A 13,190-nucleotide genomic window follows, 5' to 3' on the forward strand; every position below is an offset into this window, starting at 1 on the left:
TGATTAACCCGGCATTACAGACTCGCGACAAGTCTCAACACGATCTCGAAGGTTCGGCGCGATCGAGAATGCGCAAACCCCGTATTTCCTGTTGTGGTCGAGTAAGGACGAAGGCGATATCGAGACCCGAAACCTCCGACACCCGACGGAAACGTCGGCGGAACTTTCCAGGGTTACGCTGAATCGATGACCTCGAACCGCTCGGATCGTCGGCTCGCGGCATCCGCTCGACTGGATGCCCTCTCGCCGGCGCCCACTCCGCGGGTCGGGATCGGACGCGGCTGGGTCTTCCTCGTGACCCTGCTGTATTCGGTCGGCCTCGGCCTGATGCTGTTCTGGCCGGTGCACGTCGACGGCGAAGGCGGCCTCATCGACCCCGGCTGGCTGCTCGGCGTGCTCGGCTACTGGGGCATGTCGCCGGAGGTCCGCTACCCCCTGGTGGAGATGGCGGGCAACGCGCTGATGTTCGTGCCGCTCGGGGCGCTGTGGATCGCGTGGGTGCGCCGGCCGCGGTGGTGGAGCGTGGTCACGGCGATGCTGATAGCCGTCGTGGTCAGTGTGGCCGCCGAGTACGTACAGGCGCGCTACCTGCCCGATCGCACCTTCGACCCGCGCGACATGATCGCGAACACGCTCGGCGCCGGCATCGGCGCGGCCATCGCTTTGGTCGCGGTGAGATCTTGGTATCGGCTGGCCGATCCCGAACTGCACTTGCCCTTTCGGCCCCCGAGTTAGGCAACAGCCGGCGCAGTGCAGCGGCCGATCAACCGGCCACAGATCATCGCATTGGTCAAGCTATTGCTTCAGCTCCTCGAACCCATCACGGACAATCCTCGCCAACGTCTCGAGGCTCTCGCGAAGAAATACGAGCTCATCGATGATGCGTTGCTGCATGTCGTCTTCGACCGCGCCGACCGCGCTCTCGGCGAAGTCCGATTCTGCTCCACGCCCTAGCGGCTCCGCGAAAGGTTTGGCCTTGGAGAGCTTCTCAACGAGATCTGCTGCATCGGACGAATTCATCGTGACCTCCAATATCGCTTCCCGAGCCATGCTCGTGATCGGATCACCCTGCCTGAGCATCATCCCTGGGTGGTTCAGGCTGCGCACTCCTCGGTTGATCGGGCTGAGCAGCTATCCGTGGTTCAGCCTCAGCCTCCTGGGGTGGTTCAGCCTGCGTGCCCCTGGACGGTGCATGCGATTCCCGCGTGTCCTGCGCTCGAAGTCGGGGCCTTGACTCCAAGCTCGCGATCACGTCATCGACTTCCGCCGTTCGCTTTGCAAGCGCCTGATTCGCCTGTGAAGTCGCACGAATGCCAAAGTACGCCGTAACAATCGAGACGACCGGCGTGGCGAAGACGCCGAAAGCACCAGCAATCTGGTCATCGGCTACCCCGCCCCACATCATTATCACGAATACGATGCCCAAGACGAGTACCGCGATGATCGCAACCCATACCGCCTCGGCGCCGATACTGCGCGCCCCGTCACCCGTTCCGGTGTTGCGTTTCTCCGGCATGACGCCACCTCTCGTCGCTGACAGGCGCAACCAAGACGAACTATAGGGTCATGCGCGCGTGCGCGCTAGAGACGCCGCGCAATTGCTCAACGCTGAGGACGGAAAGTGGGTTTACTCGGTTGGTTCGTTTCTCACGTCCTCGGATTTTGGTGCATTTCGTTCGACACATCTCGATGCGATTCATCGACGGCTGGAAAAAACTCAACTCGGCGTCGCGGGCGGAACTCGAACTCGCTAGCCATAGGACCCCGCCTGTGGCGTGACGGGAAGTCCGCCCCCATACTGGACGGCGGGGGTGATTCGGCTCATCGTCGTGTCGGCTGGGGCTTCCGCAGGCGGCTTCGACGAGAGGCTCTTGAGATGATGGAACTGACGATCGGCTTCCTTTTGGAAGTCGGAACGCTCCTTCTCCAGGAGTATGGACGCTCGCGTGAGGAAGCCGAACGGAAGACAGGTGCCGCCGCACCGACCCTGAACATCGCTCCGCTGCTCACGTCCCTCGACGCATTGCAAACGTCGACCGATGAGATCGTGGACGTCCTCAAGCATCCGACCCGCACGGCGGGAGACGAGATGCTCGATCGCGCAAACTATGCATTCAAGCGCGGATGGTATGAGGAAGCGCAACGGGATGCGAGCGAAAGCGTACGGCTCTTTCCATTCCGACCAGCGGCGCAGCTGCTGAGGGCGATCTCCTCGCTCGCCGTCGGAGACGCGCAAGCGACTGTCGATGCCCTCTCGGATACCGTCCGATACTCCGTCGATGAGGAACTCCCCGTTGGATGCACCGCGGCGCTGATCGCCGCGAATCTCGCGGACGCGTCCAACGCGCCAGATGCGGCCATCGACGGTCTACGCGAGTTTCGCGAGAAGTCGGGCGATCGGTTCCCGGAGATTCTGATGGCTTTGCACCTGCGGATCCCAGACGACGAGGACGTCCTGACCGCTCTCATCGGCACCCTCGTGGGCATGGGAGTTGATCCGAACCACCCGAGTGACCGGATCCGCGGGATCACCCGACAACTCGATGCCTTCTTCGAATCGCGTTCACGATGTGCCGCCGACTTGGAGCGGGCGCGTCGGGACGTCGACGATGCCGAGGCGAGGCTCGACCAGGCCGGAGCTCGCAGTCTGCCGAAGGATCAGCGATTCCTCGCATTTCTGACCGCCGTCGACGGCGTTCGACTATCACACCGGGGGACTCCATCCACCGGGCAGGTCCTCGCGGCGTACACGGGTGCGTCCGCGGACGGTGCCGCCGAGGTCGAAGCCGCGGAGCGGATACAACAACGCGCCAAAATCTACGAGGCACTCGACGTCAAGGACGTGGGCCCAATTAGGCGCACCGCAGACCTCGAAGAGATGCGCTCAGCCTTCGAGGCGTTCATTCATGCCGCGGCCGATCTACGTTCGGCGAGGGAGCGGCTCATCGAGGCAGAGACCGCCGCGTCGACGCTTCCGCCGATCTCTGAGAAGCCAGGACCATACCTGCGCGCTGCATATCCGGTTCCGCTGTCCATCGCCGCGGGCGGACTGACCGAACTTCCAAACTTTGGTGCCAGCTTGGAAACGCCTGTGGCCGGCAAGGGGACGGGCGCTGAAGCAAAGACGAAGGCGACGCGAAAGCCTGAACCGAAGGTGAGAATCACCCATGTCGTAAACAGCCCGAAATGGCGCGCGAACGTCCGGTTCGGTGATGATCACGGCGACTGGTACACGCTTCGCGCAGCAATGGGCGAACCGATCACGTATTTCCGCGACGGCAAACTGCTCAAGAGAGGGAACCTGCTCCGGGGTACGCAGTCGGACTCGGTCGAAGTCGAGGTCCAGTCGCGCCGGTACCGGATCGTCCAGCATTGCACCCGACGCTGGCTCAAGGGCCCGTACATCGTGGTGTCGGTCGAGACGGTCCGCGGCCGCGTACTGGCGACGAGCGCCTTCTCCGTCAACTAGATGCCTCGGATCGATCCAGCAATTGGCTGGCCGGACCAGAGGTTAGACTTGGGCGCGCTTGGACGAACCGTCGAGCAACGACGAGATGATCACTGCGACGATGTTATCCATGTGAAACGACACGCCCGACCGGAACTCACCACCACCGGGCTTTATGAATGCGAGAAGCTGGGGAACCCTGCTGATTCGAGTCTTGGAATCGCGAGCACCACTGAAGATTGTCCGACTCTTCTCGTACTCAGCTACGATTCGCGACAAGTATCGCTCGATCTCCCGGAAGCTTCTTGCGAGGCTCTCGAACTCGGGCCGCTCGTCATCATAGCCATCCTTCCAAGCAGGCGGCTTGACTCCCTCAACGAGAGGTTCGATGAGTGGTGAAAGCCGATGGAGCTGCTCGAAGGTGAGCTGGATATCACTGATTGTGAGACAGGCATCGTCGTAGGTAGCAAGAGTGATCATGTCTCGAACCGCAGCCCGCACTGATCTGCGCTTCTTCTTCAGAAGATTGTAGGCGTCGAGAGCCTGGTCGAGAACCGTCCGAAGAATGCCGTCCTCCCTTCGTCGCTCCTCGATGCGCCGTTCACGGCCCTTCCGGTCTTCTTCGTCTACCGCCCGCAGCCGGTCCTTCTCAGTCAGATACCGCTGCTGGAAGATGAAGGCTCCGATACCGATGATGGCTCCGGCAGTAGCGACTACTCCGACCTGAAGTGCGGCTTTCGCGATCTCCGCATCGAGAGATTCGATATCACCGAACGTGGCCGCGATCACCACTCCGACTATGGCGACGAGGGCGATCGCGATGATGACAATCAGGAACGTCACCAGCGCCTGGAACACAGGTTTCGACCGCAGCTCGGTTCGAGGACTGGCCGGCGATTCGGCTTCCTCCGCCGCGGGCGGTATCTTCTCGAGCTTTGGGTCCCTCACCGTTCCCTCCATGCGAAGAACGTCGTCGCCCCTGATGACTTTGCCGAGGAGTTCACGATTCGTTGTGACCGCACTCGCTGTTACGTTCCGTGATACTCGTCCGCCTTGCACCCTGTTAAGTCCTCACTTGTGAGGACGTGATGCGGGCTATCAGGTGCGGTCTACGCCGCATTCGTCGGAAACGTCGCCCGCCCGCTGGCCCACCGCAGCAGCATCTCGAGCGGCCCGCGCCCCACGTAGCGCTGCCACAGCCAGGCGAAGAGCATCGACCCCACGACCAGGCCGATCAGGAGCGGCCACGAGTCATCCGTGAGCACGCCGTTCTCGGGGCGCTTGAAGAAGGAGATCACGATCAGGTGCGCGGTGTAGATCGTGAGCGGCATCGCGCCCATGGCGGTGATCGGCGACAGCAGTGCGGTCACGACACGGCGGAGGCCCGACCACACCAGAGCAGTGAGGGCGACGACGATCGCGACGACGCCGAGGCAGAAGCCGACGTTGCCGATCGTCATGAGGGAGGCGCGGACCGGGATCATCCAGTCGGCACCGGGGTCGGCTCCGAGCACCTGGGTCGCCGGCATTTCGCGCACGATCGGCAGGCAGACGGCGGCCGCGGTGACGCCGACGAGGCCGTACCAGGGCAGCACGCGGGGTGACGCGACATCCAGCCGCGCCAGGCCGAGCCCGATGAGCATGACCGGAACCCAGATGACCACCGGGTAGGAGCCCGTGATTATCCAGTCGACGACAATGCCGAAGTCGCCGTCGGATGCTGCGATGATCGCCGGGTCGCGCGCCGCCAGCGCGGTCACGGCCGGCATGACGGCGAGCAGCACGGCGCCGATGGCGATGGCGGCCCACGCGGGAATGAACAGCAACGGCAGGAGCACGAGGAACGCGATCCCGTACTCCTCGAGGATCACGACCACGAGCGGATTGAACATCGCGACGATCAGCACACCCAGCGCAATGAGGATGATCGCGCGGATCGCGATCTGTCCGCGCAGGATCCCGCGCCCCTCCGTGACCGGACGCGTCGCGCCCGTCAGCAGACCGAGCCCGATGCCCGCAGTCAGCGCGAACAGCAAACGCGGGCGTTCGTCGGCGATCGCGAGGAGGAACTGCCCAGGTTGCTCCGACACCGTCGGCGCCACGTGGGCCACGAACATGCCGATGAGCGCGAGGCCTCGCGCCGCGTCGACGCCCGTGACACGCTGCGCCGGGCGGGCGGCCGCTTGGAGAGGGCGTCCGACGCTCTCGCTCATGCCTGCCACTCTCGCACGCCGGGTTCCGCACGAGGTACGTATTGCCCCCAGTTCGGGGATGGGTCCGGACGTGCTCCATGTTCCGTTACGCCCGAGGTGTGGAGACGACGGCGGGTGGTAACCGTGTCCCCCAAAGGTCCTATGGCGGAAGGCGTTCGCTTCCTGCCACGATGACACCAGACCCGAGGATTACTTCGTTTTAGGGGGAGCATCATGAGTGACGAAGCCAATGCCACACCGATCGAGGACCCGGACGCAGGGGGCGGCGATGCGCAGATGGAGGGCGCGCCCGGCCCGGAGCGCGGCGCTGCCGAGGCCGACCTCGAGGCGCTGAGCAACGAAGAACAACAGTCCGCATTCGAGGAGGCGGGCGTGCCGAGCGACCTGGTCGCGCTCCGCGATGCGGTCGAGGCGACGCTGCTGGCAGCCTCCGGCGAACTGGAATCCCTGGCCGAGGAATCGCCCTCTCATGGCATCCTCGGCGTCGGCATCGGTCTGCCCGATCCGACCAGTCTCTCCATCGGCGGCGTGCCAGGCGAGCCGTCGTTGACCCTGTTCACCGAAGCTCCGCTGCCGCAAGAAGAGCTGTTGAGCCAGGTCGCCGAGAGCGCGGGCACGCGTGCGCTCTCCACCGTGCCGGTCGAGCAGGTCCCGGTCGGCTCGGTCGACGCGTACTCGTTCCGCGGGCGGCACCGTCCGGCGCCGGGCGGCGTCTCGGTCGGGCACACCAGAATCACCGCGGGCACGCTCGGCAGCCGCGCGATAGGTCTGACGGCCCCGTGGTCGAATCGCCACCTCATCCTCAGCAACAATCACGTGCTGGCGAACTCGAATGATGCCGCGGTGAACGACAGCATCGTTCAACCCGGGCCGACCGATGGAGGACGCCACCCGGGCGACCAGATCGCCGTGTTGGCGCGCTGGGTGCCGATCACGTACGGCGGCGCGGCCAACTTCGTGGACGCCGCCTTCGGCTGGGCGTGGGCCGACCGGGTCCGCGGCGAGCAGTACTTCCTCTCCGGAGGCGCGGCCGCGTACTACCGAACGGGCACGGCGCCGCTCGCCGCGTCGCTCGGTATGGTCGTCGGCAAGAGCGGTCGAACCACCGGCCTCACGCAAGGCCGCGTGACGCAGATCGGCGTGTCCGTCAACGTCAACTATGGATCCGGTCGCGTCGCGCTGTTCCGCAACCAGATCGCGATCCAGTCGGTCAACGCGAACCCGTTCTCCGCCGGCGGGGATTCCGGCTCGGTCATCTGGCAGTGGGCGACCGGGCTCAGGCCGGTCGGTCTCCTGTTCGCCGGTGGTGGTGGCACTACCTTCGCCAACCCGATCGGCGCTGCGCTCGCCGCGCTGAACATCCGGCTGCTGCCCTGATCGCAACGCAGAGGGACTTCCATCAGGAGGGAGAATTGGAGAGATTCCGAGAAGGCTGAGGAGGTGGCGTCATGAGCGATGCTGAGCAGCCAGGACCCGACTTCTCCGGTTCCGGCCCCGTCGAGTACCGTCCTGACGACGGTGCGATGCCCGGGGCGCTCGAGCAGGTGCTCGGGGGCGAAGAGGCACGGCTGCTTGCGACTCCCGGCGTCACCTCTGTCGGCCTCGGGCACGGCCCGACGGGCGGCGAGGCGGTCGTGATCGGCGTGGTGGATGAAGGCGTCGCGGCCCGACTGCCGTTCGAGATCGCCGGCCTCCCCGTGGTGATCGACGTCACCGGCGAGGTGCGCGCTCTACCGGCGGACTGAGCAATGGAGGCCTGAACAGAGTCGCCTATGAGCCGGCGCCGAGTTGCGGAATGAACGCGGCGAGCGTCGCAGTGATCAATGGCACGAACAGGCTCAATGCGGTCAGCGGGTTCCGAAGCAGTGAAACGTCGAGGTGAAGCAGCTTCTGTAGCCTCGCGCGGTCGTTGACCCACGACTCCGGTGGAAGCCCGTTCGGCGGGAGGGGATAGGCCCTCTCCAGGACCGCGAAGGCACATGCCCGCCACGACGCGACGAGCGGGAGCGAGATCACGGCGAGGATCGTCGCGAAGAACGCACCGTAGAGCAGCACGCTCGACGCCGGAAACGTCGTGGTGTCGTCGGGAAAGGCGCGGAGGAACACCGCCCGCAGCGCACCTGAGGTGGTGATCGCCGCGACGACGGCAATCGCGAATGCGGTCACACACGCAACGAGCAATTTCCAGAGCAGCAGGAGTCGAGCGACCTGTCCGTCTTCGATCGCCGGTTCACCCGAATCGGTCGGATCCTCATCGGTCTTCCGCTTGATCGCATCCTCCAACTGATGGCACTCGACGTGCGCGAGCCAGACGAGCGCCAGCCAGGGGATGCTCGATACGAGCCCGAAGATCAGGACCGTCCGGGTCCTCGTCGGAAGATCCTGAATCGGCCACTCCACAGTGTTGCGCATCTGCAGGATGAAGAACGCGATCAAGCCCACGATGACGGCCGCGACGATCACGTACGTCCACACGCGCCATGTGGGCGACTCGAGGCCCCAGTCGCGCCGGTTGAGGAGGATCCGCACCGCGCTGAAGAGCACCGCGACGAAGACCACGATCGCCAGGGCGCCCACTACCGTCCATGCGAACCAGGCGGCGCTGCTGGTGAGTTCATCGCTGGCCTTCGTGCCGGTGGAGGCGTTGAGACCGAGAAGCGCGGCAGCCCCCAGGAGGCCGCCCAGCGCGACAATTGTGACCGCCGGCGGTGGAATCCTCCAGTGCACGATGCCCCCTCAACCGAAGACGGAGGCCGCACCGATACTCGCTGCCCCTCGCTCAATGGTCACGATGATGGCACGTCAGCAGGCAAAAAAGGGGGCCGCTTGCACGTACGCGTGCGCGAGGGGCGTGGCATCCGCGATGTCGAGCCCTCGGGTCGGCGCGCTCATCACCTCAGGGGCGGCCGAGGCCGTAGTAGGTCCAGCCGGCGGCGCGCCAAGCGACCGGGTCGAGCACGTTGCGTCCGTCGATGATCGTCGGGGTGCCGACGAGCGAGGCGGTCGCGACGGGGTCGAGGCCGCGGTACTCGCGCCATTCGGTGACGAGCACGACGAGGTCGGCGCCCTGCAGCGCGTCCGTCGTCGAGGCGATGTAGTCGAGCTGCGGATGGCGCCCTCGCGCGTTGTCGATGCCCTCCGGGTCGGTCGCGATCACTTCAGCGCCGAGACCCTTGAGCTGCACGGCGACGTCGAGCGCGGGCGAGTCGCGCACGTCGTCGGAGTCGGGCTTGAACGTGACGCCGAGCACCGCGATGCGCTTCTGGTAGACGGAACCGCCGAGCGCCTCGATCGCGAGGTCGACGACGCGCTGACGACGGCGCATGTTGATCTCGTCGACCTCGCGGAGGAAGCCGACGGAGTCGCCGCGGCCGAGCTCCTCGGCGCGAGCCGCGAAGGCGCGGATGTCCTTCGGCAGGCAGCCGCCGCCGAAACCGACGCCGGCGTTGAGGAAGCGGCGGCCGATGCGGGCGTCGTGGCCGATCGCGTCGGCGAGCTGCGTGACATCCGCACCGGTGACCTCGGCGATCTCGGCCATCGCGTTGATGAAGCTGATCTTGGTGGCGAGGAACGCGTTCGCGGCGACCTTCACGAGCTCGGCCGTGGCGAAGTCGGTGACGATGCGCGGCGTGCCGGCCTCGATCGCGGTGCGGTAGACGGCGTCGAGCTGCTCGACGGCCTGCTCGTCGCCGTCGGCGACACCGTAGACGAGCCGGTCGGGCGCGACCGTGTCCTTCACCGCGAAGCCCTCACGGAGGAACTCGGGGTTCCAGGCGAGCCGGGCGTGGGGTGCGATGGACGCCAGCCGCGAAGCGAGCCGCGCCGCCGTGCCGACCGGCACCGTGCTCTTGCCCACGACCAGCGCGCCCTCGGCGAGGTGCGGCGCGAGCCCGTCGAACGCCGCGTCGACAAAGCGCATGTCGGCGGCGTCGGAGCCCGGCGCCTGCGGGGTGCCCACGGCGATGAAGTGGATCTCGGCGCCAACGGCATCCGCCATATCGGTGCTGAACCGCAGCCGGCCCGACGCGGTGGCCGAGGTGAGGATGTCGGCGAGTCCGGGTTCGAAGAACGGCGGGCGCCCGGCGGTGAGTTCGGCGATCTTGCGTTCGTCGACGTCGATACCGACGACCTCGTGGCCGAGTTCGGCCATGGCCGAGGCGTGCACGGCGCCGAGGTAGCCGCATCCGATGACCGAGATCTTCATGGGTGCCTTCCTGTCGACCGTGTCTACCGCGAGCAGTTCCTCGAGGAACGCGACCGTGTCGTGCCATCCCTCGACGGCCTTGGTGGGCACGCCGAGGGCGATCACCGGGAAGTCGTTGCCGCCCTCGTCGAGGCGATCGCCCACGAACAGCATGTCATCGAACTCGATGCCGGTGGCGTCGCGGAGCTTGCGCATGCCGTACGCCTTGTCGATGCCGCGGCGGGTGATGTCGATCGACGTGCTGCCGCCCGAGCGCACCTCGAGGTCGGGCAGGTCGACGGCCACGGCGGCGCGCAGCGTCGACTTCTTCGTGCCATCCGGGTCCCAGGCGGTCTTGACGTTCACCGGCGCCGCCTGGCCGAGCGCCGAGAACGTGACCTGCGAGTGCCGGTTCTCGATCACGGGCCCCCACGTCTGGGTCGCCCAGAACCCGAGCCGGCGCGCGTGCGCCTCGAGGGCCTCGATCGCGCGGCTCACCTCATGCTCGGTCAGCGTCTCGGCGTAATGGCGGCGCCACTCCCCGGCCTCGTAGCGGTAGTACTGGGTGCCGCAGGTGGGCATGAGGTGCAGCCGGTCGAGACGGGCAGCGGATGCCGCGGCATCCGTCTCGGCGCGAGCCGCGAGCGGTGCGAGCACCTGGTTCTGGAACTGCGTGTAGGCGCCGCCCGAGATGATGCACACCTCGGTGCGCTCGAGCAGGCGCAGCAGCGCGTCGACCATGGCGGGGTCGAGCGCCGACTTCGAGGGCGCGAGCGTGTCGTCGAGGTCGAAGGCGATGAGGGCTGGGATGGGCATGCCGGTCCTCCGGGGTCAGTCGTCGATGGTGGCGGCGAGCTGCTTGATCCAGGGGCGCAGTTCGATGCCGAGGTCGTCGCGGTCGAGCGCGAGCTGGATGGTCGACTTGATGTAGTCGAGCCGATCGCCGGTGTCGTACCGGCGGCCGCGGAACACGATCCCCACGACCTTACCTTCGGCGGCGAGCTCCTGCAGGGCGTCGGTGAGCTGGATCTCGCCACCCTTACCCGGCGGCGTGCGCTCGAGGATGTCGAAGATCTCGGGCTGCAGCACGTAGCGGCCGATGATCGCGAGGTTGGATGGCGCGACGTCGGCCGACGGCTTCTCGACGAGTTCGGTGACCTTGACCACGTCGGGGTGCTCGGTCGGCTCGACCGCGGCGCAGCCGTAGAGGTGGATCTGCGACGGGTCGACCTCCATGAGCGCGATCACCGTGAGGCCGCTGGCGCTGCACTGCTGCAGCATCGGCGTGAGCAGCGCATCGCGCTCGTCGATGAGGTCGTCGCCGAGCAGCACCGCGAACGGCTCGTCACCGATGTGCCGGCGCGCGCGGAGCACGGCGTGCCCGAGTCCCTTCGGATCGCCCTGCCGGACGAAGTGGATGTCGGCGAGGCTCGACGAGTGCATGACCCGCTCGAGCTTCGACTGGTCGCCCTTCTGCTCGAGCGTGTGCTCGAGCTCGGTGACTCGGTCGAAGTGGTTGGCGAGCGCGTTCTTGTTGCGCCCGATGATGACCAGGATGTCGTCGAGCCCCGCGCCGACCGCCTCTTCGACGACGTACTGGATGGCCGGCTTGTCGACGACCGGCAGCATCTCCTTCGGCATCGCCTTGGTGGCGGGCAGGAAGCGGGTGCCGAGGCCCGCGGCGGGAATGACGGCTTTGGTGATCTGCTGTGTCATGTGTGGTCGGAACCTCCTGGGTTGCAGCTGGGCCAAAGTCATCGCGCCGTGGACGCTGCGACTCCGACCCGCTTCGGTTGTGCTTCGGGGTCGCCTCGGCGAGGCGCCGGTGACCGAGGTCGCCGCACAGAACATCGGGCCGCCCACCCCCGTCGCGACGGCACAGTCTCACTGTAGGAGACCAGTGAGTCGCATCACCATGCGGGCGATTTCGACTTCATGAATGATTCGCGTCGATCTGATCACAGAGCGTGAGGTCGATCGCGGCGTCACGACGGCGCGCACATGCCTTCCTCGGCTGCCGGTGGAAAGCACCGGCACGTCATGGCTGAAGATGGTCAGCGTCTTGAGTTTGACACCGGCATCGCGCCAGACAACGGGGCCTGAAATCGGACTATCGCCGAGCATTTCTCAGGGAGTAGCATTCGGCCAGGTCACGAGGCTGGGGGGCGATGATGACCGCAAAGGAAGACGCAGAGCGAGCCAAGATCGAGGCTGAGCTTGAGGAGTGGAAATCGCCGTGGGCTCGGGCGAACCGGAGACGTACGGCCGAAGCAGCAGCCGACGAAAAAGGCATGGCAGGTCTCAAATCCCAGAGCGAGCTGGCTGCGAGCCTCGCCGCGGGCCTGAACGGCGGGACATCCAAGGCGTCTGGGGGCGCTCCGTACAAGTCCCGCTTGGTCTCGCGCGCGCTGATGAAGGCCTGTACCAACATTGTTAGCGACAACTTCGACTACGTGTCCGGCCGCCGCGTCGTTGTGACGCTCAACGCTGATTTGCTCCACCAGGCAATCGACTACGCCGCGGTCGCGGCAGAGATGGAGGCACTGCAAGCCACGTCCGAGAAGGTTCAGCAATCAAGAAGCCAGTTCACTGACCCCATCACGACGCTCGATCCCTTGTCCGTGGCCATCACCGCCGGCGTTGCCCTGCTTTCCTCCCTTCCCAAGCTGTTCACGGTCAACCACACGGTGGAGACTGCGGATGTCACGGTTGACAGCACGACGGCCCAGATCGCGATGGTCTCCGCACTCAAGGCGCGTCAGGTTACAGCGTCGACTGAACACTTCGCGCGACCCGCTCCGAACGGGTTGGTGAAGAAGTATCTTGATCTTCAGTCCAACCTTCGTGCGGCTGGCGAGGCGGTCCCCTTCCTTGAACCGGTAGCCGGTGACGACGATGCGACCAAGGCCAAGCGAGCGACGGCGAAGATTTCGAACGCGGCTCTAATAGAGGCGATCGCACTGTTCCTTCGCACCGTGGCTACGCCGTCGCCCGATTCAGGCTCCAGCTTGCTCAGCCGCGCCCTGGCACACGAGTCGTATGCCGCAATTCCATCGCCGGATGGCACGAGCGGATCGCAAGGATGCGTTCTTATCTACATCGGGACGCCGACGGCCGACGTAACGAGCGATCTCATGGAAAAGATCGGGGACGACAAGATCGATGCGGTCGCGTCAGTGAGCCTTCCCTACATGATTGCTGCACCCGACGGCAATACCGTCGCCGCAGGAGTGGAATACGGCAGCACCGCGGTCATGCTTACTCTCGGACGACTTTCGGACACGCCGTTCTCTGATATCTGATTCTGCGGCCGCCCGAATCGATCGGCCTGGGCTGAGAGATCGCC

General features: G+C 65.7%; 13 protein-coding genes and 1 pseudogene. 5 read left to right on the top strand and 9 right to left on the bottom strand.

Going from position 1 to position 13,190, the window contains the following annotated elements; genetic code table 11:
* Positions 1 to 186: 186 nt before the first annotated feature.
* Positions 187 to 735 (top strand): VanZ family protein, encoded by a 549-nt coding sequence (locus tag ACZ4TW_RS16995; RefSeq protein WP_465544505.1) that lies wholly within the window; start codon positions 187 to 189, stop codon positions 733 to 735.
* 60 nt (positions 736 to 795) lie between these two features.
* On the opposite strand, the gene ACZ4TW_RS17000 is transcribed toward ACZ4TW_RS16995, so the two are convergent.
* Entirely contained in the window at positions 796 to 1,050 is a 255-nt protein-coding gene (locus ACZ4TW_RS17000) for a hypothetical protein (protein WP_465544507.1), read from the bottom strand.
* A gap of 13 nt (positions 1,051 to 1,063) precedes the next feature.
* The gene (locus tag ACZ4TW_RS17005) at positions 1,064 to 1,516 is read right to left on the bottom strand and encodes a hypothetical protein (protein ID WP_465544509.1); all 453 of its coding nucleotides are present in this window, start codon (positions 1,514 to 1,516) and stop codon (positions 1,064 to 1,066) included.
* 360 nt (positions 1,517 to 1,876) lie between these two features.
* Between ACZ4TW_RS17005 and ACZ4TW_RS17010 the strand changes: the two genes are divergently transcribed.
* Positions 1,877 to 3,469 carry a hypothetical protein gene (locus ACZ4TW_RS17010; protein ID WP_465544511.1) on the top strand — a complete coding sequence of 531 codons (1,593 nt, stop codon included), beginning with the start codon at positions 1,877 to 1,879 and terminating at the stop codon, positions 3,467 to 3,469.
* A gap of 42 nt (positions 3,470 to 3,511) precedes the next feature.
* Here ACZ4TW_RS17010 and ACZ4TW_RS17015 read toward each other — a convergent pair whose 3' ends face one another.
* Positions 3,512 to 4,408 carry a hypothetical protein gene (locus ACZ4TW_RS17015; protein WP_465544513.1) on the bottom strand — a complete coding sequence of 299 codons (897 nt, stop codon included), beginning with the start codon at positions 4,406 to 4,408 and terminating at the stop codon, positions 3,512 to 3,514.
* Positions 4,409 to 4,557: 149 nt separating this feature from the next.
* On the bottom strand, positions 4,558 to 5,661 hold the full coding sequence (locus tag ACZ4TW_RS17020) for a DUF418 domain-containing protein (protein ID WP_465544514.1): 1,104 nt from the start codon (positions 5,659 to 5,661) through the stop codon (positions 4,558 to 4,560).
* A 213-nt stretch (positions 5,662 to 5,874) separates the two neighbouring features.
* On the opposite strand from ACZ4TW_RS17020, the gene ACZ4TW_RS17025 reads away from it, so the two are divergent.
* Positions 5,875 to 7,038: a chymotrypsin family serine protease gene (locus ACZ4TW_RS17025; protein ID WP_465544516.1), complete on the top strand. Its 1,164-nt coding sequence runs from the start codon at positions 5,875 to 5,877 to the stop codon at positions 7,036 to 7,038.
* 71 nt (positions 7,039 to 7,109) lie between these two features.
* On the top strand, positions 7,110 to 7,406 hold the full coding sequence (locus ACZ4TW_RS17030) for a hypothetical protein (RefSeq protein ID WP_465544518.1): 297 nt from the start codon (positions 7,110 to 7,112) through the stop codon (positions 7,404 to 7,406).
* 25 nt (positions 7,407 to 7,431) lie between these two features.
* Here ACZ4TW_RS17030 and ACZ4TW_RS17035 read toward each other — a convergent pair whose 3' ends face one another.
* The 5 genes and pseudogenes from ACZ4TW_RS17035 to ACZ4TW_RS17055 form a co-directional block, all read right to left on the bottom strand.
* Positions 7,432 to 8,388, bottom strand: coding sequence for a hypothetical protein (locus ACZ4TW_RS17035; protein ID WP_465544520.1), 957 nt, complete (start codon positions 8,386 to 8,388; stop codon positions 7,432 to 7,434).
* A gap of 169 nt (positions 8,389 to 8,557) precedes the next feature.
* Positions 8,558 to 9,865: a UDP-glucose dehydrogenase family protein gene (locus tag ACZ4TW_RS17040; RefSeq protein WP_465544604.1), complete on the bottom strand. Its 1,308-nt coding sequence runs from the start codon at positions 9,863 to 9,865 to the stop codon at positions 8,558 to 8,560.
* 42 nt (positions 9,866 to 9,907) lie between these two features.
* Positions 9,908 to 10,660 (bottom strand): annotated as a pseudogene (locus ACZ4TW_RS17045) (HAD-IIB family hydrolase); the annotation flags it as partial.
* A 15-nt stretch (positions 10,661 to 10,675) separates the two neighbouring features.
* Positions 10,676 to 11,560, bottom strand: coding sequence for a UTP--glucose-1-phosphate uridylyltransferase GalU (gene galU, locus ACZ4TW_RS17050; protein ID WP_465544522.1), 885 nt, complete (start codon positions 11,558 to 11,560; stop codon positions 10,676 to 10,678).
* A gap of 168 nt (positions 11,561 to 11,728) precedes the next feature.
* The gene (locus tag ACZ4TW_RS17055; protein WP_465544525.1) at positions 11,729 to 11,968 is read right to left on the bottom strand and encodes a hypothetical protein; all 240 of its coding nucleotides are present in this window, start codon (positions 11,966 to 11,968) and stop codon (positions 11,729 to 11,731) included.
* A 44-nt stretch (positions 11,969 to 12,012) separates the two neighbouring features.
* Between ACZ4TW_RS17055 and ACZ4TW_RS17060 the strand changes: the two genes are divergently transcribed.
* Positions 12,013 to 13,146 (top strand): hypothetical protein, encoded by a 1,134-nt coding sequence (locus tag ACZ4TW_RS17060; RefSeq protein WP_465544527.1) that lies wholly within the window; start codon positions 12,013 to 12,015, stop codon positions 13,144 to 13,146.
* Positions 13,147 to 13,190: the final 44 nt, after the last annotated feature.

The organism is Agromyces sp. NPDC029043 (genome assembly GCF_055564615.1).